At 59.8% G+C, this 26,929-nt stretch carries 23 protein-coding genes; 13 read left to right on the top strand and 10 right to left on the bottom strand.

The annotated features are described in order from the left end of the window. Positions 1–24: 24 nt before the first annotated feature. Positions 25–834: an acid phosphatase gene (locus GSP01_RS00495; protein WP_141349564.1), complete on the bottom strand. Its 810-nt coding sequence runs from the start codon at positions 832–834 to the stop codon at positions 25–27. A gap of 145 nt (positions 835–979) precedes the next feature. Between GSP01_RS00495 and GSP01_RS00490 the strand changes: the two genes are divergently transcribed. Beyond that, positions 980–1,261 carry a SelT/SelW/SelH family protein gene (locus tag GSP01_RS00490; protein WP_141349562.1) on the top strand — a complete coding sequence of 94 codons (282 nt, stop codon included), beginning with the start codon at positions 980–982 and terminating at the stop codon, positions 1,259–1,261. 12 nt (positions 1,262–1,273) lie between these two features. Here the strand turns inward: GSP01_RS00490 and GSP01_RS00485 are convergent, their stop codons facing one another. From GSP01_RS00485 to GSP01_RS00465, 5 genes are all read right to left on the bottom strand, one after another. Next, on the bottom strand, positions 1,274–1,645 hold the full coding sequence (locus GSP01_RS00485; protein WP_141349560.1) for a response regulator: 372 nt from the start codon (positions 1,643–1,645) through the stop codon (positions 1,274–1,276). Positions 1,646–1,669: 24 nt separating this feature from the next. Next, positions 1,670–3,754 (bottom strand): GAF domain-containing protein, encoded by a 2,085-nt coding sequence (locus GSP01_RS00480; protein WP_141349558.1) that lies wholly within the window; start codon positions 3,752–3,754, stop codon positions 1,670–1,672. Positions 3,755–3,820: 66 nt separating this feature from the next. Continuing rightward, complete coding sequence (locus GSP01_RS00475; protein ID WP_141349556.1) at positions 3,821–4,861, bottom strand: WD40 repeat domain-containing protein; 1,041 nt, start codon at positions 4,859–4,861, stop codon at positions 3,821–3,823. Further along, positions 4,858–5,865 carry a CobW family GTP-binding protein gene (locus tag GSP01_RS00470; protein ID WP_141349554.1) on the bottom strand — a complete coding sequence of 336 codons (1,008 nt, stop codon included), beginning with the start codon at positions 5,863–5,865 and terminating at the stop codon, positions 4,858–4,860. The genes GSP01_RS00475 and GSP01_RS00470 overlap by 4 nt, the downstream gene beginning before the upstream one ends. A gap of 19 nt (positions 5,866–5,884) precedes the next feature. Beyond that, positions 5,885–7,216: an O-antigen ligase family protein gene (locus GSP01_RS00465; RefSeq protein ID WP_255320837.1), complete on the bottom strand. Its 1,332-nt coding sequence runs from the start codon at positions 7,214–7,216 to the stop codon at positions 5,885–5,887. A gap of 51 nt (positions 7,217–7,267) precedes the next feature. Between GSP01_RS00465 and GSP01_RS00460 the strand changes: the two genes are divergently transcribed. Continuing rightward, positions 7,268–8,266: an aldo/keto reductase gene (locus GSP01_RS00460; protein WP_141349552.1), complete on the top strand. Its 999-nt coding sequence runs from the start codon at positions 7,268–7,270 to the stop codon at positions 8,264–8,266. 2 nt (positions 8,267–8,268) lie between these two features. Here GSP01_RS00460 and GSP01_RS00455 read toward each other — a convergent pair whose 3' ends face one another. Then, the gene (locus GSP01_RS00455; protein WP_141349550.1) at positions 8,269–9,351 is read right to left on the bottom strand and encodes a glycosyltransferase family 4 protein; all 1,083 of its coding nucleotides are present in this window, start codon (positions 9,349–9,351) and stop codon (positions 8,269–8,271) included. 119 nt (positions 9,352–9,470) lie between these two features. Here GSP01_RS00455 and GSP01_RS00450 point away from each other — a divergent pair, with 119 nt between their 5' ends. From GSP01_RS00450 to GSP01_RS00440, 3 genes are all read left to right on the top strand, one after another. Further along, the gene (locus tag GSP01_RS00450) at positions 9,471–11,237 is read left to right on the top strand and encodes a putative bifunctional diguanylate cyclase/phosphodiesterase (RefSeq protein ID WP_141349548.1); all 1,767 of its coding nucleotides are present in this window, start codon (positions 9,471–9,473) and stop codon (positions 11,235–11,237) included. A gap of 465 nt (positions 11,238–11,702) precedes the next feature. Continuing rightward, on the top strand, positions 11,703–12,686 hold the full coding sequence (gene gmd / locus GSP01_RS00445) for a GDP-mannose 4,6-dehydratase (RefSeq protein WP_141349546.1): 984 nt from the start codon (positions 11,703–11,705) through the stop codon (positions 12,684–12,686). Between the two features lie 12 nt (positions 12,687–12,698). Beyond that, complete coding sequence (locus GSP01_RS00440) at positions 12,699–13,607, top strand: GDP-mannose 4,6-dehydratase (protein WP_141349544.1); 909 nt, start codon at positions 12,699–12,701, stop codon at positions 13,605–13,607. Positions 13,608–13,655: 48 nt separating this feature from the next. On the opposite strand, the gene GSP01_RS15400 is transcribed toward GSP01_RS00440, so the two are convergent. Together GSP01_RS15400 and GSP01_RS00430 are read right to left on the bottom strand one after the other, a co-directional pair. After that, positions 13,656–13,778: an HAD hydrolase-like protein gene (locus GSP01_RS15400; RefSeq protein ID WP_373862327.1), complete on the bottom strand. Its 123-nt coding sequence runs from the start codon at positions 13,776–13,778 to the stop codon at positions 13,656–13,658. Between the two features lie 424 nt (positions 13,779–14,202). Continuing rightward, the gene (locus GSP01_RS00430) at positions 14,203–16,173 is read right to left on the bottom strand and encodes a glycosyltransferase family protein (protein ID WP_141349540.1); all 1,971 of its coding nucleotides are present in this window, start codon (positions 16,171–16,173) and stop codon (positions 14,203–14,205) included. Positions 16,174–16,601: 428 nt separating this feature from the next. On the opposite strand from GSP01_RS00430, the gene GSP01_RS00425 reads away from it, so the two are divergent. From GSP01_RS00425 to GSP01_RS00410, 4 genes are all read left to right on the top strand, one after another. Further along, entirely contained in the window at positions 16,602–18,077 is a 1,476-nt protein-coding gene (locus GSP01_RS00425) for a glycosyltransferase family 4 protein (protein WP_141349538.1), read from the top strand. Next, positions 18,074–19,444, top strand: coding sequence for a glycosyltransferase family 4 protein (locus GSP01_RS00420; protein WP_141349536.1), 1,371 nt, complete (start codon positions 18,074–18,076; stop codon positions 19,442–19,444). Before GSP01_RS00425 ends, GSP01_RS00420 begins: the two co-directional genes overlap by 4 nt. A 163-nt stretch (positions 19,445–19,607) precedes the next feature. After that, positions 19,608–20,714 carry an S-methyl-5-thioribose-1-phosphate isomerase gene (gene mtnA / locus GSP01_RS00415; RefSeq protein ID WP_141349534.1) on the top strand — a complete coding sequence of 369 codons (1,107 nt, stop codon included), beginning with the start codon at positions 19,608–19,610 and terminating at the stop codon, positions 20,712–20,714. A 204-nt stretch (positions 20,715–20,918) separates the two neighbouring features. Then, on the top strand, positions 20,919–21,839 hold the full coding sequence (locus GSP01_RS00410; protein WP_141349532.1) for a DUF2272 domain-containing protein: 921 nt from the start codon (positions 20,919–20,921) through the stop codon (positions 21,837–21,839). Here the strand turns inward: GSP01_RS00410 and GSP01_RS00405 are convergent. Further along, the gene (locus tag GSP01_RS00405) at positions 21,815–22,243 is read right to left on the bottom strand and encodes a rhodanese-like domain-containing protein (RefSeq protein ID WP_141349530.1); all 429 of its coding nucleotides are present in this window, start codon (positions 22,241–22,243) and stop codon (positions 21,815–21,817) included. The genes GSP01_RS00410 and GSP01_RS00405 overlap by 25 nt on opposite strands. A 57-nt stretch (positions 22,244–22,300) precedes the next feature. Between GSP01_RS00405 and GSP01_RS00400 the strand changes: the two genes are divergently transcribed. The 4 genes from GSP01_RS00400 (at position 22,301) to GSP01_RS00385 (ending at position 26,920) form a co-directional block, all read left to right on the top strand. Continuing rightward, positions 22,301–23,356, top strand: coding sequence for a cysteine synthase A (locus tag GSP01_RS00400; protein WP_141349528.1), 1,056 nt, complete (start codon positions 22,301–22,303; stop codon positions 23,354–23,356). 81 nt (positions 23,357–23,437) lie between these two features. Beyond that, a complete protein-coding gene (locus GSP01_RS00395) occupies positions 23,438–24,163 on the top strand; it encodes a response regulator (protein WP_141349526.1) in 726 nt (241 codons plus the stop codon). Between the two features lie 5 nt (positions 24,164–24,168). After that, on the top strand, positions 24,169–25,785 hold the full coding sequence (locus tag GSP01_RS00390; protein WP_141349524.1) for an ATP-binding protein: 1,617 nt from the start codon (positions 24,169–24,171) through the stop codon (positions 25,783–25,785). An 88-nt stretch (positions 25,786–25,873) separates the two neighbouring features. Beyond that, on the top strand, positions 25,874–26,920 hold the full coding sequence (locus GSP01_RS00385; RefSeq protein WP_141349522.1) for an aldo/keto reductase: 1,047 nt from the start codon (positions 25,874–25,876) through the stop codon (positions 26,918–26,920). The last annotated feature ends 9 nt before the right edge of the window (positions 26,921–26,929 follow it).

Raw genomic sequence — 26,929 nt, 5'->3', positions numbered from 1 at the left:
TCTCTCAGGACACTGGTCACAAACTTACGGTTCACTAAGTAGGGAATGGGTTGCAGCGTCATGCTCAACAGCGCACATTCCCGCCTCAGGAGCCGGAGCCGTTCCCTGCATAACCAGTAGTTCCTGCCGCGCCGCCGCCAGATCGTCCTGAAGTTCCGGCCGCGCCAGCAGCACGTCCATCAGCGAGGAGGCGTTCAGGTACCCGGCCTGGACATCCGACTTCCAGTGCGCCCCGCAGACGATCCGGCTTTCCCCGAACACACGCCCGCGCTGGAGAATGGCCGAGGCATGTTCCGGCATCAGATGCGCCAGAAGCAGCGCCATCCCGTATCCCGCCGTCGTATGACCTGACGGATAGGACGCGTTCAGTCCAAGTCCTTCGGAAGACGTGCAGATCGGCAGGTTCGTGCCCACGAACGGCCGCGTACGGTGCCAGTATTTCTTCACGTCCGAAGTCCGGTGCCCGACGGCATGGCGGATGCGCTCCAGCACGCGGACCAGATGCGGTGCCTTGGCCAGATCAATCTCGAAACCTGCAGCACAGGAGAAATCCCGGACCAGATGCGCCGGATCCAGATCCGCATCGTTCTGCGCCAGTTTCCAGCGGGGCGTATCCTTCAGCGCACGCGTGACATGAAACACCCGATCATCATCACCCTGCGCAGCACTCCCGGGCGCAGGCGGCGGAGCCAACACGAGGCGTTCGTCCGGTGCGGCACTGTCAGGCAGAATGCCGTTCTGGGCAGTAGCGGGCGTATGCGCCGCAGGTGCGCAGGCGGAAAGAACAGTCGCACACAGGAGCAGTGCAGCGGGCAGACGAAAGGCAGGGCGCATAAGCCGGAAAATCCTGTCAAGAAAACGGAATGAGGGACCAGTCCGTATCCTTAACGTTCACTACTGCGGGCGCGAAGGCTTTTACGTGTGAAACTCTTATGAGACTGTCTCGGAACAAACACCCCAAAGTCGCCACAGGATCTTCATGACACCTGATTCACCCCGTGTCTCCATCCGCTACTGCACGCAATGCAACTGGCTGCTCCGCTCTGGCTGGATGGCGCAGGAACTGCTCTCCACCTTTGGTCAGGCCCTGGGCGAAGTTGCGCTCATTCCCAATACGGGCGGCCGATTCGAAATTCATGTGAATGAAACGCTGATCTGGGAACGCAAACGCGACGGCGGCTTCCCCGGCCCCAAAGAACTGAAACAGCGTGTCAGGGACATCATTGCTCCAGAACGCGACCTCGGTCACACGGACCGCTGAGGCACAATCCGATCAGGGCATTGTCTCGAAAGCCTGCCTGACCCGGTCCAGACTGTAGGGTTTAGAAACAAACAACCCGCGCACCGGCAGCCGGACCTGACCCGCAGGCGTGTCGGCGGAGGTCAGAATGATCTTCACGAGAGGCCAGCGTTTCGGAGCCATGTCAGCCAGTTTCTGGCCGTCTTCACCGCCTGGCAAATGAATATCCGCGAACAGGTAACGGATCGTCGGGTCCGTTTCGAGAAGAACAATAGCCTCTGCCGTCGTACGCGCGCTCAGGGTCTTGAAACCGGCATTCGCGAAATAGTCCTCCGTCATCATACGGATGAAGACAATGTCTTCGACGATGAGGATCGTGAGTCGTGTGTCAGGATCCTCCGGCATATAAAAAACGGTCTCCGGTGTGTCTCAGGCCGTCGCAAGCGACAGGATGGGAGCGGTCAGATCTGCACATAAACCCGTCGGGGCGTAGTGAAGTTCCGTTTTCCCGTGCCGTCCCAGTCCAGCCTTCAGAAGGCGCACGCCAAAGCCGGTCCGTGCGGGTGGCGTAACCTGCGGTCCTCCGGCCTCACGCCACTGCAATGACATGACAGCCCCTTCGCCGGTGCCTGTCGTCGTCCAGTGCAGGGACACCGTCCCCTCGGCAACACTCAGTGCACCGTATTTCATGGCGTTCGTCGCCAGTTCATGCAGCAGCATCGAGAAAGACGTCGCTGTATCCGGACCCAGCTTCAGAAACGCCCCCGAGACCTGAACCCTGTTCTCCACGCCCAGCGGCGTCAGCACACCCTGAACCAGGCTCGCCAGATCCGTAGACTGCCAGTTCCGGCGCATCAGCAGATCATGTGCTGCACTCAGCGCTACCAGGCGGGACGTAAAGGTCGTGAGTGGCCCCTGGTCATCCACGCTGCGGAACCCCTGATGGGCCAGACTCTGCACGATGCTCAGCGTATTCTTCAGACGATGCAGGATTTCATGATTGACGATCTCCTGCCGTGTCTCGGCATCCCACTCATCCAGCGCCGCAAAAATCCGGTCCGCGGCAGCCCGGATGAAAGATGTCTCGTCCAGCGTCCATTCCCGCGGAAGCGCGCTATGGACGAACAGACAGCCCGTCAGTTCGCCGTGATCAATTTTCGGGACGATAATCTGCGCCTCGACCTGCATCGCACGACAGGCTTCACGCTCCTCGCGCATCCAGGATGGACTGGAGAGGTCGTCCAGAATAAGGACGGCGCCACTACGCAGGAGATCCGAAGTCCGGCGGAAGGCCTTGAAGGAGAGTTCTCCCGAAAGCACCGGCATCCCCGGCGCGCACCACCCCTGATCGATGGTAAAGAGTTCGTCACGCACCGTAACGGTCGCAAACCCGACACGCTGCACCTCCAGCCGCTGCCCCAGGAGCTGGCCAGACTTCGTCAGCGCCTCTCTGCGCGTCGTGGCCATACGCAGGGCATCGCCCACCGCCAGAAGGGTTGTCAGACGGCTGGTCGCATTCCGCTCAGGCGTGATGTCCTGGATTGTCCCGATCAGGCGGACGGGACGCCCGGCCTCATCACGGTCCAGCACCCCCTGGCGCAGGACCCAGCGTTCCCGCTGGTCATCCGCCCGCACCACGCGATATTCAAGTTTCAGCGGTGCCGATCCGTCCAGCAACTGCGACAGAACCGGGATCTGCGGCTTATCGTCTTCATGCACCTGCCCCACCCACTGTCGCGCCGTTATGACATCCGTGACGGGCAGGCCGATAATGCGGCAGACTTCCGGGGAAACGGCGATGTCCCCGCTGGTCAGATCATATTCATAGATTCCAACCCCGCCGGCTGCACCGGCAGCCTGCTGGATAGCGTATTTTTCCAGGGTTTGCCGACGTTCCGCCTCTGCCTGTCTGGCCTGCCTGGTGGCCCGCTCCCTACGAATCTGCTGCGCCGTCAGACGCCGCTCCTGCGCCACCGTTTCCCGACGCATCTCCATCAGCCGCATGGCCTGACGCGCCAGAGCCGCCAGTCCGCTATTTTCCGCCTGCGACAGACCCTGCGGACGTGTCTGATGATCCACAACGCACAGCGTGCCGAAAACCTCGTCTTCTACGGTGAACAGCGGATAGCCTGCATAAAAGCGCAGGCCCGGTGCCCCACAGACGAGACCGTTCTTCCGCGTCTCGGGATCGGCCAGCATATCAGGGATTACCACCGGAACCCCGCGCGCGATAACAGGCGCACATCCCGAATTGGCCAGGGCCCCAGACGGCTGATCCGTACCGACCCGCGCGGAAAACCAAAGCTGGTCCCCGTCGAGAATACTAACCAGCGCGATCGGCGTGCGACAGACAGCCGCTGCCGCGACGGCAATGTCATCAAGGTCGAGATCTGAAAATGCTCTCAGATCTCCGTACATATTCAGATCATCAGGCCGCTCCGCCGGAAGCCGCAGGGCGTCCGGTGAAACCACGGTCTTCACAGGCGCTTTTGAGGCGGGGTCCATGCTGGGCATGAGCGAACATACCGTGTTTCAGGCGCAGCAACAATTCATCAGAAAAGTTGCCGGCCTTTTCAGGCATCAGCCCGCACTGGACAGGTCAATCGCGGCCAGAACACCCTCTTCGGTTCCGAACACCAAAGCCCCACCCTGCGGCGTGAAACCCAGTGACGTCACCTTGCCCCGCTTCGTGTCCTGCCCGGAACACAGCGGCAGAACACGCTGGTCGCCTCCGCCGATTTCCGCCAAAACGACCGTCCCGTCCTCATAGCCCGCGGCGATGATGTCCTCTTTCGGATTCGGACAGACCGCACTGACAAACAGGCCCGGCAGACGTGCCAGTTCGGCCGGAGCCTTGCCCATCGGCCCACCGCCGAAGAACGGCCACAGAATGATCGCATCCGCCCCGGCCGTCGCCAGCCAGCGGCCATTGCGCGTAAACGCCAGCGACTTCACCTGCTTCGGATAGCCGCTCATACGCATATTGTGCCCGTCCGACAGGCGCCAGCCATGCAGATCATTTTCCTGCATGGACGTCACCAGTGCCTCCCCGCCCGGATGGATGGCAATCGCGATATGGCTGCCCTTCCATTCGAACGGCCGCACGGTATCGACCTTCGCCTGCACGAACCAAACCGACGCGCCATTATAGTGTGACGCCGCGATCCGCTTGCCCTTTGCATCGAAAACGATGCCAGTCACGGTCGAAGGATGCTCCAGAACCTTGAGCGTCTCCCGCCCTTCTGCTTTCCGGACCTCGACCTGCTTGCCCGTCGAGAACGCCAGATGGTCTGGCGTGCTCGCCACGCAGTCGATCCAGCGGCGGCCTTCATGCAGGATTTCGCTCCGCCCGTCAGCGAACGTCCGGACAAGCTTTCCGTCCTCGCCGCCTGACAGGAACGCATCCGGAGCGCAATCCCGCGTCAGGCACAGCCCGCCGTCATGCACTGCGACAACCGTCCAGCTTTCTGGATCCCGCAGACGGTCCCGTGGGATCAGCACAAGCTCCCCGTCCGCCGTCAGCGCTGCAAAGCCGTGACCATCCCGCGAGGAGATGACCTGGACAACCGGGCTCTCGAAGCGGCGCTCTCCGCCCCGGTCCGTCAGAAGATCACCCATCATTCCGCAATGCAGCTTTCAAAGCCGCGCCGAAGCTGCGGACGGTTGAGATTGCGCCCGATGAACACCAGACGGGAGTCCCGGCTCTCGCCCTCGCGGAACGGACCAATGAAATCGCCATCCGCCATCATGTGCACAGCCTGGAACGCAAAGCGGTCCTTCTCGCCCTTGAAATGCAGAATGCCCTTGGCCCGCAGGATGTCTGCTCCCTGCTCCTGAAGGATTGCTCCGATCCAGGCCTGAAAACGGCGCTGATCGATCAGGTCCTTGATGCTCAGGGAAATGCTGGTGATGCCCTCTTCGTGCGAGTGATGCTCGTTCTCGAGAAAGTCCGGCATCGTCTTGAGCGCACGAGTCAGATCGAAGCCACCCCGGTCCAGAATATCCGTCAGCTTCACGCCGCCATGCTGCGCCTCATGGATCTGCGCCACCGCATTGATCTTGCGTAGACGGGCCACGATCTCCTTGCGGCGTTCTTCATCCGCAAGATCGACCTTGTTGAGCACGATCACATCGGCAAACGCGATCTGGTTCACCGCTTCGGGGCTTTCGTCCAACGTTTCCATGACGTTGAACGCATCCACAACCGTCACGACCGCATCCAGACGAGCCTTCTCACGCAGGTTTTCGTCCACGAAGAACGTCTGCGCGACCGGAGCCGGATCGGCCAGCCCGGTGGTCTCGACAATGATACCATCAAAACGGTTCCGCCGGCGCAGCAGACTGCCCAGAATGCGGATCAGATCCCCGCGCACCGTGCAGCAGATGCAGCCGTTGTTCATTTCAAACACTTCCTCATCGGCATCCACGACAAGGTCATTATCGATCCCAAGTTCGCCGAACTCGTTCACGACAACCGCATATTTGCGGCCATGCTCGGCCGTCAGAATATGATTGAGAAGCGTCGTCTTGCCGGCGCCGAGAAAGCCCGTGAGGACCGTTACAGGAACAGTGCCGCTCCGGTCAGACGCAGCAGTCTGGGGGATGGTGTCAGGGGTGCTGGACATAAAGCCTCCGTAATCTGCCTTACGATATAGGCCGGTCCCTGTCCGCTTGAAACCCGTCCCCACCCCGGAATGTCCCATAGGCCAGCGCCAGCCCCAGAAGCAGGAAGCCCCAGCCGCTCAGCGGCAGGTTCAGGAAGTCCGACGAGGACGCGATCGGCCATTCCTGAATGAACACCGCGGCAAACAGGCCGATCGAAATGGCCGCGCCATTCCGTCCCGGCCAAATCGCCTTCAACCAGGTCGCAATCATCAACACGAACAGGATAAGCCCCGGCACTCCTGCATTGACCAGCGCCTGAAGGTAGTGGTTGTGCGGATGCTGCACACAAAGGGACAGCCATCCCTGGCCCGGTATGGTATCAGACAGACCCGCAATTCCATGAAAGGTGGAGGGCGTAGCACAGTAATGCCGGTAGGCATCATAACCCTGCCCGATCCAAGGGTGCGCCTGCGCCATCACGACAGCATGGGTATAGATTTCACCATAGGGCGACTGACCGAAATGCGTGAGTTGCTGCCGTGCCAGCGTCACGAGATGGAAGAAGCTGCCCGGCGAAAATACCCGAGCCACCAGCACTAAAACCGGGAGCATCGCGGCCGCAGCCAGTGCCGCCGGACGCATCGGCCGGTACAGCAACGCACAGACACCAATCCCCAGCAGAGACAGCGCAAGCGGCATCCGCTGCCCGGCCAGAACCATGATACCGACCGCCAAAACCGTGGCCGCACAAAGCCCCAATGTTCGCATCAGACGGCTCCGCGCCCCTTCCGCCGCCGCGCACCCGACCATCAGCAGTGGTAAAATCAACCGGGACAGAGGTGCCGCAGCGCGTGGATGCGCATAGGGTCCGGTCAGTGTTCCGTCATGAAAGCGCGGAATCCCGAACAGATTGCGCCCGAACACAGCCTGGACCAGCATCTGAAACGCGATATAGATCGCGCACGCACAGGTCAGCCACAACACACGCCGACGCCAGAGCGCATCCTTCAGCAACCAGCAGCCCAAAGCAGCGGCGGCAAGCGGGAACCGGATTGCCAGCAGAGACTGAACCAGCGCCCCGTGCCCCGGCGACGCCCACAGCGTGCACAATACCTGCCAGCCCCACCAGCAGAACGTGGCGATAACCCAAGGCTCCCGGAACCAGTCCCATCCGCCCTGACGCCGCCCGGTCAGAGACGAATGTAGCAGAAGCAGCACGGCCAGAAGATCAAGATCGGCTTCACCCGCCACACGCACATGCGTCAGGGTCAGAGGCAGTACTACGGCGGCCCAGCGGCCGATCCGGGTCAGGACAGAAGGAGAGAAACGCATCTGGCGTGGATGGAAGGTTTCCTGCTGCCATGCAACCACTTACAGTCCGAAGCGCTTTTTCGTTACTGTCTATTTCAAGTGGAGACACTCATGGCATCCGACACCATCCGCATCCCCGGCATCGATACGCCTCTCTCCCGCGTCGCCCTAGGTACCTGGGCCATCGGTGGCTGGATGTGGGGCGGCCCCGATGATGACAACGGTGTCCGCACCATCCATGCTGCCATCGACGAAGGCATCAACCTGATCGACACTGCCCCGGTCTACGGCTTCGGTCATTCCGAGGAAATCGTTGGCCGCGCGCTGGCCGAGAAGCCCCACAAGGCGCATGTCGCTACCAAGCTCGGCCTGCACTGGGTTGGCGAAGACGAAAAGAACATGAAGGTCTTCCGGGATTCACGCCCGGCCCGCATTCGTAAGGAGGTCGAAGACTCGCTCCGCCGTCTGCGCGTGGAAACGATTGACCTCGAGCAGATCCACTGGCCCGACGACAAGACACCGATCGACGAGAGCGCCCGTGAACTCCAGAAGCTCCATCAGGAAGGCAAGATCCGCGCCCTCGGCGTGAGCAATTTTTCGCCCGAACAGATGGACATTTTCCGCGAAGTCGCTCCTCTCGCCACGATCCAGCCCCCGCTAAACCTCTTCGAGCGCACCATCGAAAAGGACATCCTTCCCTACGCCGAAAAGCACAATGCCGTCGTTCTCGCTTACGGCGCCCTCTGCCGCGGCCTGCTGACAGGCAAGATGAACCGCGACACGACCTTTCCGAAAGATGACCTGCGCTCAAACGATCCGAAGTTTCAGAAGCCGAATTTCGAGAAATACCTCGCAGCCGTCGACGAGTTCGAAAAGCTTGCCGAAAAGCGCGGCAAGTCGGTAATGGCCTTCGCCGTTCGCTGGCTTCTCGATCAGGGCCCGATCATCGCCCTGTGGGGTGCCCGCAAACCGGGTCAGGTCTCAGGCGTGAAGGACGTCTTCGGCTGGTCCCTGACCGACGAGGAAAAGAAAGCCGTGGACGATATTCTGGCCCGGCATGTCCCCAACCCCATCGACCCGACCTTCATGGCACCCCCGGCACGGGACTGACCTCAAAGCTGCTGTGGGCGACGCGCGAATGCAATCGCCGCCTGCCGCAGTTCTTCCTGCCGGACACGGGCAGTCGCAACATCAAACAGCGCCGCCCGTTTGCGCCCCTGTTCGCCCAACCGGGTTCTGAAACCCTCGTCGTCCATCAGACGGCTCAAAGCCTGCTCCAGCGCCCCGGCTTCATCCGGCGCTGCGAGCAAGGCCGCATCTCCCACCAGGTCAGGCAGCGCACCCACGGGTGACGCAACAACTGCCGCGCCGCACCCCATGGCTTCCAGCGCAGTCATGCCAAAAGGCTCTTCCCAGCGACTGGGCACCACCACGACAGCCGCCCCGGCCATCGCCTCCAGCACATCATCATGAGGCCGGTACCCCGTCATCATGACCCCCGCTGCGGCAGCCTGAAGCCGCAGCTTTTCCAGAAATGGTGTTTCCGGTGAATCGGGTCCAAAACGGTCGGCCCCCATAATGACAGCCCGCCATCCCGGATACTGCGCCCGGATCGCCCCCCATGCTCGGACAAATGCATCTACCCCCTTGTCAGCCACAACCCGCCCCGCGAACAGCACCACCTTCTGCCGCAGACCGGCCGTCGGCAATACGGACAGGTCGATACAGTTAGGCTGCACCTCCGTCCTGAGCGGCGCGCATCCTTCACAAAAACGCCCGGTCACCCAGTCCGAAACGCCGCAGACCAGAACATGCCGGGCAAGATCTTCCCTCTGCCGGACGGAGCGTGCACCGCGCATGGTGCAGGGATCGTTATGAAGAATCAGTCTGACGGGCCCGAACCGGGCCAGAAAGCGCGCCAGATCGGGCCGATTGTGAATTTCTGTCAAAGCAGGACGACACAGCCGCATCATCGCCACACAGGCGAGACGCAGACGCCAATTCCGCAAGAGCGGAACCCGGGGCAGAATTAACGGCCTGTATTGCCCGCCGGGCAAAGGCATACCGATCCGTCCAACCCCTGCCACCACATCCGAAAACTGTGCTTTCCGACTGACAAGAAGGGAAATCGCCCCCGCATGACCCGCCTCATAACGCTCCCGCGGCGGCAGAATGGTCAGGACGGGGTGCTGCATGATGGCCGAATCCTCGTTTTAGAAACATTTTGTTGCAGTTTGCTCAGTTTATGACTGTCTGACATTTCCAGTTTCTTAATAGAAGCCGGGCCATCTTCTTGAGAGACAGAGGGACCGAAATGATTGTGCATATTTCCCAGAGGATCAGCCAGGAAGGAGTTCCACCCCGTGCGGACGTCACCCTTCCGACGACTGCGCCCCGGGAAAAGACACAGGACAGCACATCACGAGAAAACATCACGGCGCTGTTTCCTATCCATCATCTCGCCGATGCCTCCAGCGAAGGATTGGCCATCCTCCACCAGGACCGGGTCATCGAGGCCAACAGACCCCTTCTCTCCTGCGTCGGAACCGATCTCCAGAACTTTCCCTCCATCCGCGATATCCTGCCCGGAGCCCTGACAGCCCCACCGGATAACAGTTACCGTCCCGGTACCCTCCGAACACTGGAAGGACGGAGTTTCCAGGTCGAATTCCGGCTGATACCCTTGCGACGCAATGACCTGGATTGCCTGGCCCTGGCCGTTACGTTTCCCCCGTTCCTGACCACATTCCGCAGCCTGTCTGCGGAGAGTGACACGGGATTATGCGGTCAGGAAGAGTTCGGGAAAGCCGTAAAAGCGTTTTTCGGCAACGAAACAACGCGGCAGCCCGCAGGGATCCTCCTGCGAGCCAACATCAATCGTTTCCGCACCATTAGCGGGCGTTATGGCACCTGCATCGCCGATAACGTTCTCAACGAAATCGGGAAACGTCTTCGGGCCTTCCTGACCGAAGAGTGCATCGTCGCACAACTGGGCAACGACGATTTCGGTATTTTCTGCCCCATCCCTTACGAACACCCGGGCCAGGCAACGCGCTGGGCTCAGATCGTCCGGGATATTTTCCACGCTACCCTTTCGATAGACGGACACAGGATACATCTGACGGCCAGCATCGGGTGCTGCCTCATCCCGTTCGACACCTATCGTTTCGAAACGGCCTGCCACTACGCAGAACTGGCCCTGAACGAAGCACGCCGCCTTCAGTCGCCGGACTGGATCAGCTTCACCCCCCTCATGCAGGCCGATGTCCATCATCGCTCGGAGCTGGAACACGATCTGCAACGAGCACTTGAGACAAACCAGTTTTTCCTGGAATTCCAGCCCCTGATCTGCATCAGAACAAACCGGATCGAATGCGTTGAAGCACTTCTGCGCTGGCAGCACCCCATAAGAGGTGTCATTCCTCCCAACGATTTCATTCCCGTTGCGGAAGAAAGCGGCCTGATCGTCTCAATCGGCCGATGGGTACTGCTCGAAGCCTGTACCCAGGTCAGTAAACTGCCCTCGCACGTCAGAGTTGCCGTCAATATTTCCGCCATCCAGTTCCTTCACGACGACATGTACGCCGCCGTAATCCAGACCCTGCTCCAGACAGGACTGGCGGCAGAGCGGCTCGAACTCGAACTGACGGAAAGCATCTTTCTCGAGGCTGTGCAGCGCAATCTGGAAACCATGAGCAAAATCCGTGCTCTCGGCGTGAAAATCGTCATGGACGATTTCGGTATCGGGTTTTCAAGCCTCAATTACCTGCGCAGCTTCCCCTTCGACAGGATCAAGATCGACCGCTCATTCATCCGGGACATGCTGAACGACCCGCAAACCCAAAGCATCGTCAGCGCCATCATGACACTAGGGCACGCCATGTCGATGGAAGTCATTGCCGAAGGCGTCGAAACCGCTGCCCAACTCGACATGTTGCGGCACACTTCCTGCAGCACGGCACAAGGCTTTCTGATGGGGCGCCCTGCCCCCCTCGCCAAGCTGTCGTCAGCCTATCCTGGAATGACTGAGATTCCCGTCATGTCCGGCTCGAGCATCAGCACCTCGGCATCTGCCTCTTAACGCAGGTCGACCTTCCTCTCAGCGGCGCGACGCTCGCGCCTGAGCACACGCCGCGTTTCACGCAGCAGGCGATACTTCTCAACAGCCGATAGCGCTGACTTGCCCTCTCCTGCAGAAAAGCGAGCATCCTGTGACTCCGCAGGAATATGAAACGAAGACCTCTCAGGTTTCCTGTAAGATGCCATCATCTTTCCATTCAGATATTTTGCTACATACTGTAACCAGGACACTTCTGAGCTGTCGAGAGGGTCTCCAGTAGCCCCTTAGCTGCGACAATGTGAGCATATTTCCGTCCCCACAGACACCTCTTAGTGATTTGCAAAAGACAGTCCCTATTTCTGTTACCGAGTGTCTCCGCAGGCCCCCACTCAAACATTGACCACTGTGATACGGAAGGTTAACCCCTGAAACCCTACGAGCCCGTATGGTGGGCACAGATTGTCATCAAGCCGGACTGGGAAAAGCATGCCTACAGCTCTCATTACAGGAATCACTGGCCAAGACGGCGCCTATCTCAGTCAGCTTCTTCTTGGAAAAGGCTACCGGGTCGTAGGCCTCCTGCGCCGTTCAGCTTCCGCGGATGTCATCGGCGAGCGTCTTCGCTGGCTCGGCATTCTTGATGATGTTGAGCTGCTTGACGGCAATATGACCGACCTGTCCTCGCTCATTCGCATTGTGGAAACCGTCAAACCTGACGAAATCTACAATCTTGCTGCCCAGAGCTTTGTCGCTGCATCCTGGCAGCAGCCTCTGCTGACCGGAAATGTAACCGGCATGGGAACTGTCAACATGCTGGAAGCGGCCCGCATCGTCAAAAGCGATGCCCGCTTCTATCAGGCATCTTCCTCTGAAATGTATGGCCTGATCCAGGAACCGGTACAGAACGAAAAAACGCCGTTCTATCCGCGCTCTCCGTATGCCGCCGCCAAGCTTTACGCGCACTGGATGACCGTAAATTACCGCGAGAGCTTCGGGATGCATGCCTCCTCCGGCATCCTGTTCAATCATGAAAGCCCGCTGCGGGGCATCGAATTCGTAACCCGCAAGGTTACGGACGGCGTCGCCCGTATCAAGCTCGGCTTGGCAAAAGAACTGGCCCTGGGCAATCTGGATGCTACCAGGGACTGGGGACATGCGCGGGATTACGTCCGTGCCATGTATCTGATGCTCCAGCAGGATGTTCCGGATGACTACGTCATCGCAACGGGCCGCACCACAAGCATCCGCGACCTGTGCCGTATCGCCTTCTCTTCGGCTGGCCTGAATTACGAAGATCACGTTGTCACCAACCCGGCCTTCCTGCGGCCAGCAGAAGTCGAGGTTCTTCTGGGCGATGCCAGCAAAGCGAAAAAAGCTCTCAGCTGGGAGCCGGAAACCACGCTGGAACAGATGATCACCGAGATGGTGGAAGCTGATCTGGCCCGCCACCGCAAACGCAGCGGCCTTTAAGCGGACGGTCGTATGCGCCTTCTCATAACGGGGCTAAGGGGTTTTGTCGGGCAGCATCTGCAACACCAGGTGCGGAGACGCTTCCCCGGCAGCGAGATTTTAGCTGCCATCCCGGATATCCGGGATACGCAGGCTGTTGAGAAGGTCATTGCAGCCGAAAAACCGGATCACTGCATCCATCTCGCCGCCGTTTCGACCATTGGTGCGGCCCGGAAATCTCCGGACCATGCCTGGGACGTCAATTTGCACGGAACGCTCAATGTCGCACGCGCCATGCTGCGGCATGTTCCACACAGCACCTTCCTTTTCGCCTCTACGGCAGAAGCTTATGGCACTACGTTCCAGCGCGGGACAGCCCTGACCGAGAGTGCGCCCCTCGCCCCGGGCAATACGTATGCCGCGACCAAGGCTGCTGCCGATCTGGCACTGGGCGCAATTGCCAAAGAGGGCCTGCGGGTCATCCGGATGCGTCCGTTCAACCATACCGGCCCCGGCCAGTCGCCCGATTTCGTGGTTCCAGCCTTTGCATCCCAGATCGCGCGTATCGCAAAAGGGCTCCAGAAACCGGAAATCAGCGTCGGCAATCTGGATGCCCAGCGCGACTTTCTCGATGTCCGCGATGTGTGCAACGCCTATCTTGATGTCTTCACAGCGAATAAGCCTCTAACGCCGGGCACGATCTTGAATGTGTGCTCTGGTGAGACGCGTTCCATTCGCTCAATTCTGGACGATCTTCTGACCATCAGCGGCATCAACGCCGAAATCGTCACGGATCCTGACAGGTTACGCCCCTCGGATATCCCGGTTGCCCGAGGCGATGCGACACTCATCACCTCGACCTTGGGGTGGAAACGACAGGTCGCATGGGAAGACACCCTGCGTGATATCTATGAAGACTGCATGCGGAAGACGACAACCTGATCCTCAAGGGAACGCAGGCAGTCCAAAACCCTCTCTTGAAGCGATCAGTTATGCAGGCGATGCAGTCCCCACAGTCAGGCCTTCCACACCCGCCGCGTGAGCGACCGTTATATCGGAAGACTGATCCCCGAACATGAGGCACCAGTCAGGGCATAGTTTCCACCGCTCCATCAAATCAAGAAACATCCCTAGTCCGGGTTTGCGATCCATAATCGTCCCCCGGTATTTTCCGATAATCACTGATGACGCATAGGTCAGTATTTTTCAAAAATAAATATTATCACAATATTACCGAATACTACAGAATACCCAGTTCATGAGATAATAAAAATCGCACTTGGAATAAAAATTACGCATATTCCCGGATTATTTCGTTACGATAAAGATATAATTCCACGGCCCGCAATACGGGCGATGGTTTCACCGACATTGCTTTCCCGTTCAAACCGCTTACGGATTCCGCCCCAGCCATGGTCGCGATTAATGACCCTATCCCGATCGAGAAAAATTGCCGGCCGAAGAAAGCTCCCAGACAGAGGCTGGATTTCATCGGCGGCTATCTTCCCGACATCCCAGAACGCCCCCTCATGCAGCATCAGCGCCGACCAATCAGGAGAGAAAGGGCCCGCTGATCCGTATTGATTCCCTCCTTTGCGGGAACAAATACCTTATCTGCCCGGATGGTCGTTCTGCTATTCGCAGGGAGATTGAGCACAGCCTTCTCTCCAGGCTGAAAGCTAATATGTCGTATAATATTGTCTGTAGAGACCGACACTCCGGGCGAAGAAACGGCATAAGGCCGGCCAATTTCGATCCGTGCTGGCACAACACCCGTCTCGACCGCGACCTGCTGTCCCATCCAGTTCACTTCAGCGGGGCTTGGCCAGTAATCTCCCGAAATGCGAAAGAGCGGCAGCGTCTCGCGCGGCGGGACCCGGACGATGATCATGTCTCCATCCCGTTCAGCCGGCCAATGTGTCTCGAGGAGCGCCCGTCTCAATATGTCTTTGGTACCGGGCCCGATGACAATGGCCGTCGCATGATGATCGACGCAGTAAACACCCAGCTGCTCATCAAAATGTGGCGGTATGACGTTATTCAGAAAGCCCGAAAGAACAGCGTCGTTACGCTCACTGGTCGGAGTATAGCCAAGATATCCGCCAGTCTGCCGGAAGGCGTAGCCGGACTGGAGTTGCCAAGCCATGGAATGCCCCAGATATCCGAAGGGCAGAACAACCAGAACAGGATCGTCGCCGAAATGACGCTTTATACTGGCCTCGGTGAAAAACGGACTGGACGTCGTCGCTTCCCAACCCTGCGCTGCCGGAGCGGGAAGCAGGAACAGAAGCCCGCATAGAACAACGCCATAACGGCCCACTGTCGCACGTTGCGCGAGAAACACTGCACACAGGACAGCCAGAGCCAGACTGGTAAACATCGCAAATCTGACGGGCAGCACCGAACTCACAACTGGCAAACAATCCACGAGACGCCATGGCAAGGGGACATGGGCAACGTCATTCCCGACGTGGAGAACACCGCCCAGCGAGAAAAGAACGGAAATCCAGAACACCAGCACACACCGCTTCACCAGCAGCGAACTCCGGAATGCTATGGTTGAAAAATAGACGGCCAAAAGAAAAAACGGCAACCCGATGTAGGCGTCCTGCTCACTGATATTCCCCGTAAACTGATCGGAGATCGAACTGAACAACGTCCCACCGGGAAGCGTCACCGGCGTGGGAACCAGAAAATTGAGAATGTCCGCAGAATAGAAATCTGCATCATTCAGCTGCCCCGGCACGACCTTCATGCCTTTGATCAGATAGAATAAAAAAGGCGATGCAAAAGTAATCGTTACAATCCCGGCCAGCACGACGTCACGCGCCAGAAGAAAATAAATGTATCGTGCCTTGCCCGACGCAGTCGCCACAAACACGCACCAGGTCACGCCCCCCATAACAGCGGAAGTAAACAGAACTTCCGTAGAGATGCCGAGCTGGAGCAAAGCCGTCATCGACAGCGCTGCAACAAAGCGAAGCCTTGTAATCGTTCGGTCGAGATAGGCTTTGCACAAAAGCAGACAGACCGGCACCAGTGCGATGCTCGTCAGATTGAGATGACCAAGCGACTGCCCCATCTCATACGGCGAAAACCCGAAGACCAGCCCTCCCAGAAACGCCGGCCCCCAACGCCTGGTCACAGACTGCAGCAAAACGAATGCCGCGAAAGCCGCACAGGCGGGGGCCAGTACAGCTACAAGATTGGTCGTCAGAACTGGGCCACCCAGCCACGTCAGAGGCGCAAGGAGAAGCCCGAAAGTCGGCAGTGCGGTTGCCCAGGTCAGGTTATAGCCCAGGCCATTCCACGCCAGATCCGTCACAAACGGATTGATGCCGTGCCCGATAGCCCAGGGCCACCAGTAAAGCATCCAGGCAAAGGACTCCACATCGCCCCCCACACCAATCAGGTGGTGACGCAGGGAAAACCCTTTGACGAGCAGTAAGGCAGAAAGTGCAAAATAGACTGCGAACGCACTGATGCGTATCTTTGTGGCAGCTTTCACGAGGCAGCAATCATCGGCAAACATCCGTTTCTTTTTTTTAACCGTCTTAAGGAACGGTTTTAAAAAAAACGAGCCTGCTTCGAAGACGACCATGTTCCCGAGGGACAAAATGCGGAAACTTACGGAACCATGGTTACGGAGCCGCGAAAAATCAGCCCCGATCTTTTGCCCTAAAGAGCTTTTCCAGACAAATACCTCAGAAAATTCTTAGGAAGACTGAATATATTTCCAGAAAAAACAAACTATGTCGGAAACATGTCGCAAATTTTATGGAATGTATCATATCGAATATTTAAGAAAACTATTCACTGACCTGCAACGTTATGCCCACCCCTTGCCCACAAGGCGATGATTATTCTACAATACCGCATTATAGATCTTTGAAAGACCGATGATTTCGTCGGCAATAGCGAAGCCAGTTCTGACACATGACCAAAGACTACACCATCTGGATCGATGTCGAAGATATCTTCCGGTATTTCGAAAACAACACCCGCCCCAGCGGCATCCAGCGTCTTGTGTTCGAAATACTCAGCGTCATCCGCCAGCAAGCTGCCGCGAAATCGGATATCGGCCGTATCGTTCTTACCCGTCGGAACACAGGTGCCATTCCCGAGACAGGTTCTCTCCTTTCTCCTGTTTCCTTTGACGCGCTGAACACGCTTTTTTCCACCCACACGGACGACGCAACGCCCACTCACACAGAGGGGCGCAGCGCTGCGCATACGCCATCCCACTCTCTGATGCGCCGTCTGCGTCATGCCATTATCCGGCGCATCGAGAGCCTGCCGCCCGAACTGGCACGTCCGCTCCTGAACCTCGCCGTCAATCAGCTCAGAGCTCTGCAACTCTTACGCCGTTACGCCCGCACGAAGTTCCAGCGGGCCGCCCCGCCGCGCAACGCAGTACAGGCTCCCCTGTCCCCAACTACGCCCGCAGCCGCTTCGGCCGACGCTCCAAAACCCGGTGATATCTTCCTGATCCTCGGTGCAGCATGGTCGGAGCCCGATTTCGGCGAACGCCTGGCCCGGATGCGCAAAACCTACGGCATCCAGCCTGTCCTTCTGCTTTATGATCTCATTCCTGCCGTCCGGCCCGAATGGTGCGCAATTTCCCTGATACGGGATTTCCGGCACTGGCTCGACACCACTCTTCCCCAGTGCGGTCGCCTTCTGGCGATCAGCCATTCCACGGCCGAGACCGTAGAAGATTACGCCCGCAAACAGCGCCTGAAATTGCTGGCCCCCGTACAGACCATCCCGATCGGCAGCGGCTTCGGGCCGCCCCGCAGGATCGAAAACGAACGTCCCAAGGGCCTTCCCGCGAAAGACAGTTATGTGCTGTTCGTGTCCACCCTTGAAGCCCGCAAGAACCACATGCTGGCATTCCGCATCTGGCGCCGTCTCGTAACGGACCTGCCGCGGGATCAGGTTCCGACCCTCGTCTTTGCGGGCCGGGTCGGATGGCTCGTCTCCGACCTCATGCAACAGCTCGAAAATACCGAGTGGTTGCGGGGGAAAATCCGTCTTCTCCGTGACCCGTCAGATGAGGAACTGGGCCACCTGTACGATGGCTGCATGTTCACGATCTTCCCGTCCCTTTATGAAGGCTGGGGACTGCCCGTGACCGAGAGCCTCGTCAACGGACGTCCCTGCATTGCGTCGAACACGACCTCCATCCCCGAAGCCGGCGGCCCGCTGACGCGGTACTTCAACCCCGAAGACCTCGACGAAGCCTATCGTGTCGTCCGGGAAACAATCGAGGATAGGCCCGGCCTGAAAAAATGGCAGGACGAAGTCCGTGAACAGTTCAGACCCGTCCCCTGGGAACGCAGCGCGGATGCGATCCTGGACGCCTGCCATTCCGCCCATCTGATGGGCCGTATGAACGGACAGACATCATGACCCTGTGGATCGACATCGACGATCTGCTGCATCACCTGCTGCATCACAGCCGGCCAAGCGGCATCCAGCGCGTCGTGTTCGAAATTGGATCGGCCCTGCGCAATCTTGCCGGCCATGACGTCCAGTTCGTGCGCCGTGGACCGGGTGCCAGCGATGCCCGAGATTTCAGAACCGTCGACTGGACCATGGTCGAAACCGTGTTCCGCGAGGCTACCAACACTAGCGTTAAACCCGGAGCGTCCTCGGTCAATGCACCGCCCCTGACAGTCCAGGCACTCGAACAGGTTGCGCCGGAAGACACACTCTCTGCTTTCCTGCGGACGGAGAGCCGGATCCTTAAAGGTCTCGCCGGCCTTCCCCACACATTCGTACGGCTGGGTCTGAAAGCTCTCAGGAGCCGCCTCGACGCGCGTCACGCCCGACCGAAACTCACAACCTTCTCGGAAGGCACACAACTTGCAGATGTCGCTCGCCCCGGCGATGTCTTCCTGACCCTAGGCTCCCCCTGGCACCACGCCAGTTACAGCCAGACCGTCAGATGGCTACGCGATGATCTGCGACTGTCCTACGCGTTACTCATGTACGACCTGGTTCCCATCCGCTGTCCGGAATGGTGCAACCGCGGCATCATCACGACGTTCCGCGCCTGGCATCAGGACATCCTGCCTCTCGCGGATACACTTTTCGCCATCAGCCATGCCACGGCAAAAGACGTACGGACGTATCTTTCGGAACAGGACATCGGCACGAATATTCCTGTTCACCCTATTCCCCTGGGGACCGGGTTTGGTCTGTCCGATGGAAGCATGAGTGCGGAAGCGTTGGTGCGTGAGCCTTATGTGCTGTTTGTTTCGACCATTGAGGCCCGCAAGAACCATGCCCTTCTCTTCCGGGTCTGGCGGCGGATGCTGGAAGAGATGCCGGCTGACCGAATACCGACCCTTGTTTTTGCAGGGCGGGAAGGCTGGCTTGTTTCCGATTTCATGCAGCAGCTTGAAAACGCGAACTGGCTGAACGGCAAGATCCGGTTCATCCGGAACCCCACGGACGAAGACCTGCGTCGCCTTTATGCGGATTGCAGCTTCTCCGTTTTCCCATCCTTCTTTGAGGGCTGGGGGCTGCCCGTGACAGAGAGCCTCTCCATGGGGCGCCCGTGCGTGGTGTCCAACACGACCTCCATTCCCGAGGCCGGCGGACCGCTCGGGCGATATTTCAGCCCTTACAGCCTTGATGAGGCTTATACAGTGATCCGCGAGACGATCGAAGATCCTGAGGGACTGGCGGCGTGGACGGCAAAAGTCCGGGCCGAATTCCAGCCTGTACCCTGGAAAGACAGCGCCAGGGCAATTCTCGACAGGGTTCTCTGAACTTCCCGCGCGTGAAAGTTTCACGCTAAGGGACTTGAGTTAGGGCGGCGGATCACGCACATGCAGGAACCTCTGGTCCAGCATGTCGCGGGCCACGCGTGCCATTAGTGCTGCGGCCCGCTCAGCGACTCACCCTCCTTTTCCGTCCGCAAGGAGCGTTCCCTTGAAAATCAACGGCATTTCCTATCGCAGTCTCTGGCGCCCTTCCGACGATGCGAGCAGCATCAGAATTTTCGACCAGACCCGCTTTCCCTGGAACGTGGAACTCCTGGAGCTTCGGGATGTGGGCGCCGTCGCTGACGCCATCACCAGCATGCAGGTGCGTGGCGCGCCGCTGATCGGGGCGGTTGCGGCCTATGGTCTGGTTTTTGCACTTCAGGACGATGCGTCGGACGAGGCTCTGGAAAAGGCCGCGGCCTTTCTGGTGGCCACACGCCCGACGGCCATCAACCTGCGCTGGGCCATCGAGCGGATGGTGACGCACCTCAAAGCCGTCCCGCCGACAGAACGCGTAGCGGCAGGTTATGTCGAGGCCGATTCAATCTGCGATGAGGACGTGCAGGTCAATGAGGCCATCGGCCGTCACGGGCTGGAACTGATCCGCGAAATCTGGGAGCGCAAAGGCCGTCAGGGACAGGTGAACCTGCTGACCCACTGCAATGCCGGCTGGATCGCGACCGTGGACTGGGGCACTGCCCTTGCCCCGATTTACATGGCCCATGACGAAGGTATCCCTGTTCACGTCTGGGTGGACGAAACACGCCCCCGCAATCAGGGTAGCCTCCTGACCGCATGGGAACTTGGCAGCCACGGCGTCTCGCATACCGTGATCGCTGACAATGCAGGCGGCCATTACATGCAGGCCGGGCGTGTTGACATGGTCATTGTCGGCACAGACCGCGTGACCGCCCAGGGTGATGTCGCCAACAAGATCGGTACGTATCTCAAGGCGCTGGCCGCCCATGACAACAATGTTCCGTTCTGGGTGGCCCTGCCGTCCTCCACCATCGACTGGCGCGTCCGCGATGGCGTAAAGGAAATCCCCATCGAGGAACGCAGTCCGGACGAAGTCCTGTTCATGACGGGGCTAGACAGCAACGGGGAAGCCGGCCGCGTGCGGATTGCGCCACAGGGCAGCCCGGCAGCAAACCCCGCTTTCGACGTAACGCCTGCGCGGCTCGTGACGGGTCTCATCACCGAACGCGGCCGCTGTGATGCATCCGAGGCTGGACTGCAGTCCCTCTTTCCCGAGCAGACAGAAGCCCTCTGACGAGGCCCTCCTGCCGGGACCGGGACTATGCAATACCCATCACTGTTCCGGTCTGCGGGAGATCGGGCCTGGCACCGCTTGAGAAAGCCTGTACGAAAATCATGGTGGCCGATACGGCCAGCCATGCCCCTCTGAACGCTCATCCTTGACGCCCCGGTCGTCTTGGCCCTTCATTCAGCCTGGGAAACAGATCCCCCAACGAGGATGACAGTGCCAGATTCGCATATTTTCAGGCGAGCGGCTGCTACGGCCGCCCTGCTCGCACTGGCTGCATGTTCCAGCCAGCAGAGTGTCCGCACGTACCCGGCCAGCACGCCGAACGCCCAGTATGCGAACGGAACCACTGGTCCGGTGGGCTATGACAGCCACGTCCCGGATTTCGCCACCCGCAATTTCGAACCATTCAACCGGCAGGACGTCGCTGCCATCGCCCTGCGCGAATGGCGGATGTTCGGCTCCCCCGTTTCGGACGATAACCCCGAAGACAGGCCCGAACCCACCGATGCTGCACTGAAGCCCGAACGCCTTCCCGGCCTGTGGCAGCGCATTGGTGAGTACTGGTGGATCGGGCAGGACCCATACGAGACGGAAGTTGGCTGGACGGGCAAGACAGACTCCCAGGGCACCCGTTTCGAGATCGAACATGACGGCCATTACGCTTGGTCCGCAGCTTTCATTTCCTATGTGATGCGGGTAGCCGGGGCCAACGGCCGCTTCCCGTATTCGCCCAATCACTCGACCTACATCAACGCCGCTGCCAGCGGGCAGTCCAGTGGTGTTACGGCCCATGACCCGGGCACCTATGCCCCGAAGATCGGCGACCTGATCTGCGTCGGCCGAGGCCGCAGCAAGACCGTCACCTTTTCCATGCTGCCCACCAGCTACGGCTTTCCGGCCCATTGCGGCATTGTGTCAGCGACGAACCAGAACGCCCAACCCTTTGGTCATGAGTTGAGCATCGTCGGCGGCAATGTGGACGATGCCGTGGCCCTCACCCATGTTCCCACGGATGCCAACGGCATGATCGCCGATGGCTCAGGCCACAGCTATGACAGCCGCTATCCCTGGTGTGCCGTTCTGGAAGTTCATTACGACGCGGATCAGGAACCCGACAGCGGCATGTAAGAGGACGGCAAGCCGCTGGAGCGCCAGCCCTTGCCGGGGCCGTGCTGGTCTTCGAATCCGTCTACGATATTGCTGACATCTGCATAACCGGCATTTTCCGCCAGAAGTGAAGCATGATGCGAACGCACCCCCGACCGGCAAAGGAACAGCAGCGGTATCTGCTGATCGGGGACAGCTTCAAGCAGCGCTTCCACGAACTCCTGCTGACGATCCGGCTGCCAGGTGATGCATAGGAGCGGTGCGGTCATCGCGTCGGCATCCGGCAATCCCACATGCATCCATTCCGGCGGTGTCCGGACATCCACCAGAACGGGACGCGGCGCGACTTCATCAGCATTCCCGGTGGCATTTTCAGGGTCTTTTTCAAGCATTTCCCATGCCTGTCTTGCCGTCAGGACCTTCATGCTCTTCCTCATCCTTCCAAAACGCGTTCTATAATTCACCCAACACAGGAGTGAACTATGACTGACATCTCCCCAAACCACCAAACCAGCGCCCAGCTCCCTACGAAGGGGTGGCAGGCCGTCTCTCCGGGCATGACCGCCGCGATCGGGGGCACCCCCCTCATCCGCCTCAGACGCGCCTCGGAGGAAACGGGATGCGACATCTATGGCAAGGCCGAGTTCATGAACCCGGGCGGCTCCGTCAAGGATCGTGCTGCCCTGGCAATCATCGAGGACGCGCTGAAAAGCGGAGCGCTGAAGCCCGGCGGGACGGTCGTGGAGGGAACGGCCGGCAATACGGGAATCGGCCTCACACTGGTCGCCCATGCCGTCGGCTGCAAGGCCGTGATCGTCGTGCCGGAAACACAGAGCCGTGAGAAGCTGGACTTCCTGCGCATGATCGGCGCCGATCTGCGGCTCGTGCCAGCCAAGCCGTATCGCGATCCGGGCAACTATGTTCACGTCTCGCGCCGCCTGGCCGAAGAGATCGGCGGGTTCTGGGCCAACCAGTTCGACAACACCGCCAACCGAGAAGGCCATCGTGCCACCACCGCGCGCGAGATCTGGGAGCAGACGGGCGGTAAGGTCGATGCCTTCACCTGCGCCTGCGGCACCGGCGGCACGCTGGCCGGAATTGCGCTGGGACTGCGCGATCAGGCGCAGGCTGCCGGGAAGACAGCCCCGCGTATCGTCCTGGCTGATCCGGAAGGCTCCGCGCTTTATGGCTGGGTCAAATCCAATGACCTCACCATCACGGGCGGCTCCATCACCGAGGGCATCGGACAGGGTCGTGTGACGGCCAATCTTGAAGGCTCGGCTCCAGACGATGCCGAACGCATTCCCGATGCCGAAGCGCTGGAACAGATCTTCTCCCTGACATCTGAAGAAGGACTGTCGGTGGGGGGATCGTCGGGCATCAATGTGGCCGCAGCGATCCGGACGGCACGCAGACTTGGTCCCGGACATACGATTGTTACAATTCTGTGCGACGGTGGTGCCCGATATCAGTCCAAGCTGTTCAACCCGGAGTTCCTGCGTGCGAAAAACCTGCCTGTTCCGCCTTGGCTGGCCTAACATCGCCGCAGTGCCGTCCCTTCTCGGGGGCGGCACACGCAGTCCGAACGCGGTCACAGCATTCCTGAAAGGCCTCTGGTCATGAGCACGGAAACACTGCCCCATCTTCTGGTCGTGGATGATGACCGCGAAATCCGCGAACTGTTGAGCCAGTTCCTTGAGCGCAACCATTTCCGCGTCACGGCCGCCCGTGATTCCCGCGAGGCGCGCAAAGCCTGGGCCAACGGGCATTACCAGCTGGTGGTGCTGGACCTGATGCTGCCCGGCGAAAGTGGTCTTGAAGTCGCACGCTGGCTGCGTTCGCAGGACAATGTCCCCATCATCATGCTCACCGCCATGAGCGATGAAACCGACCGGATCATTGGCCTCGAATTCGGTGCGGACGATTATGTCGCCAAGCCATTCAATCCGCGTGAACTTCTGGCCCGTATCCGCGCCGTACTGCGCCGGACAGTCGATGTGGAAGACAAGCGTCAGGCCGCCGATACCCGCAAGATCCATTTCGCCGGCTGGTGCCTCGACCCCGTGCGCCGCCGTCTTCTGAACCCGGACGGGGCGGAAGTTTCCCTCACGGGTGGCGAGTACGATCTACTGATGGCGCTGCTCGAACGTGCCAACCGCGTCCTGACACGCGACATGCTGCTCGAACTGCTGCGCGGCCGTCAGGCCGGGCCGTTCGACCGCGCGATCGACGTGGCCATCAGCCGCCTGCGCCGTAAGCTCGAGGATGACGGGCGCAATGCGCAGGTCATCAAGACGGTCCGTGGCGGCGGCTACGTGCTCGCAGCGGAAGTAGAGCGTCTCTGAACCCGATGCACATCCTGCCACGGTCTCTTGTTGCCCGGACCAGCCTTCTGCTGATCGTAGGCCTTGCGGTCGTGGAAGCGGCAGGACTCGGAATCCACGCGCTGGATCGCTTTGACCTGGAAGAGCGCAGTCAGCTCCATGAAGAGCAGGTCCAGGTCTTTTCGATCTACCGTGCGGTCGCGGAAGCCAAACCCGCCGACCGTCACGACACGATCGAAGACCTGCACGGCCCCTCCAACATCACAGTCCTGCTTCTCAAAGAGCCGGACCCACTGATCGAGGGGCATGAAATCCCATTCCCGGCGCTGACGTCACCGTCTTTCCTGCATCGTTTGCATGAAGACCCGCAGGGCCATGAAGGATTTCCGCCTCCCGGCCCGATGGATCCGGGCGGTGCACACCCTGACCCCGACATGGGGGGGCCAGGATTTCCCGGCCCTGGTCCCGGACCGATGGGCCCAATGGGCGGCGGACCAGGACCGGAGTTTCATTTTCCTGCCGACCACGCGGATAGCGAACGCGCGGATGCCGAGCACCCGAACGGCGCCCCCCACTTGCCTGGCGCTATATGGCGCCACGATATGCCGCCCTTCATGCGCTGGGCGCTCCTGCCATCGTCGCTCTATCCACGCAAGGTCCTGATCGGGCAGAAAATGCGCACGCGTTCGACCTCGATCCTCCTGCCTGACCGGGACTGCTGGCTCGTGGTGCGTTTCGTCACTCCCCTGCCCAATCCGTTCGGCTCTCCGACTTTCCTGATCGCCTTCCTCGTCATGTCGATTGCTGGCAGTGCAATGATCGTCTGGGCCACACGACGCCTGATCGCCCCCGTCACGACGCTTGCCAACGCCGCCGAGGCACTGGGCCGGGACGTCAACACCGCAGCCCTGCCTGAAAATGGCCCTTCCGAAATTCGACGTGCCGCGATTGCCTTCAATACGATGGCCACGCGCATCCGCCGTTTCGTAACCGACCGCACGCTCATGCTGACCGCCATCGGCCATGACCTCCGCACGCCGATCACGCGCCTGAAACTGCGCGCCGAATTCATTGACGACGACGCACTTCGCAACAAGGTTCTGGCCGATCTGGACGAGATGGAGGCCATGGTCTCCGCCACGCTGGCCTTCGGACGCGACAGCGCCTCCGCTGAGCCCATCGTCACGCTGGACCTGCGCGCCCTGCTCCAGACCATCATGGATGAAGCCGCCGAGAGCCTGCCGGACAAGGCCGACGACCTGTTCTACGAACCGCCCAATGTGCCCGTCCGCATCAAGGCCCGGTCAGTCGCGCTGAAACGCGCGCTGAACAACCTGATCCTCAATGCCCTGAAATATGGCGGAGACGCCCATGTCACGCTCATTCCGGCCACCTATTCCGGCGAAAAAGGCAATGCGGTCCGCATCCTGATCGAGGATAATGGTCCCGGCCTGCCTGAAAACGAGCTGGACCGCGTGTTCGAACCTTTCGTTCGCATCGAGAGCAGCCGCAACCGTGAAACCGGCGGAACCGGCCTTGGTCTGGCTATTGCCCGGACCATTCTGCACGGTCAGGGCGGTGATGTCCGCCTTGAAAACCGTCCCGACAAGGGCTTGCGCGTGATCGTCACGCTGGCTCCATAAGCAGGACATGGACAGAACCCCGCCTTGATCAATAGCCCGGCTCTGTCCATGCTAAGGACTCCCCCATCTTTCTGATCAGGTCTTTTCCATGAAACAGCGTGAACTTGGCCGCACCGGCATTACCGTCAGTGAAATCTGCCTCGGCACCATGACCTTCGGTCAGCAGAACACCGAAACCGAGGGGCACGCCCAGCTCGACATGGCGCTGGACCACGGCATCAATTTCATCGACACCGCCGAACTCTATTCCATCCCGCCCCGCGCCGAGACGCAGGGCTCGACCGAAACCATCATCGGAAGCTGGCTAAAAGCACGCGGCGGCCGTGACCGCCTCGTCATCGCCAGCAAGGTCGTCGGACGGACAGCCATGCCGTGGTTCCGCCCCGAGGGCGAGGAAGCACGCCTGACCCCGCGTCAGATCCGCTACGCACTCGAAGGCTCCCTGCGCCGCCTCGGCACCGACTACATCGATCTCTACCAGCTCCACTGGCCCGACCGGAAAATCGGCCTGTTCGGTGAAGGTGGCACGACCTTCCGCGACCTGCCGGAAGACTCCGCCGTTCCTTTCGAAGACACGCTTGGCGTGCTCGGCGATCTCGTGGCTGAAGGCAAAATCCGCCATGTCGGCCTCTCCAACGAGACCGCGTGGGGTGTCTCGAAATTTCTGGAAGCCTCCCGCACGGGCCTGCCGCGCGTCGCCTCCATCCAGAATGCCTATAACCTGATCAACCGGACCTTCGAAATCGGTCTTGCCGAAATGGCGCTTCACGAGAAGGTCGGACTGCTGGCGTATTCCCCGCTCGCGCAGGGCTACCTGACCGGGAAATATCTGAACGGCGCCCGCCCCGCCGGAGCCCGCACCACACTGTTCAACCGTGGCCAGCGTTACGAAAAGCCCGGCGTTGACGATGCTATTCTGGCCTATCACGCCCTCGCCCGTGAGGAAGGGATTGATCCTACTCAGCTCGCGATCGCGTTCGTCACCTCACGCCCGTTCGTGACGTCCAATATCATTGGCGCCACCAGCGTCGATCAGCTCCGCACCATTCTCGGTGCAACAGATGTCGTCATCACGCCCGAGCTGGAAGAGAAGATCAACGCCATCCATCAGGTCCACTCCAACCCGGCGCCCTGAAGGCAGCAC

Origin of the sequence: Gluconobacter sphaericus NBRC 12467, from assembly GCF_006539125.1 — a bacterium.
Taxonomy (GTDB): domain Bacteria; phylum Pseudomonadota; class Alphaproteobacteria; order Acetobacterales; family Acetobacteraceae; genus Gluconobacter; species Gluconobacter sphaericus.
This window is presented reverse-complemented; position numbering and strand designations above follow the sequence as displayed.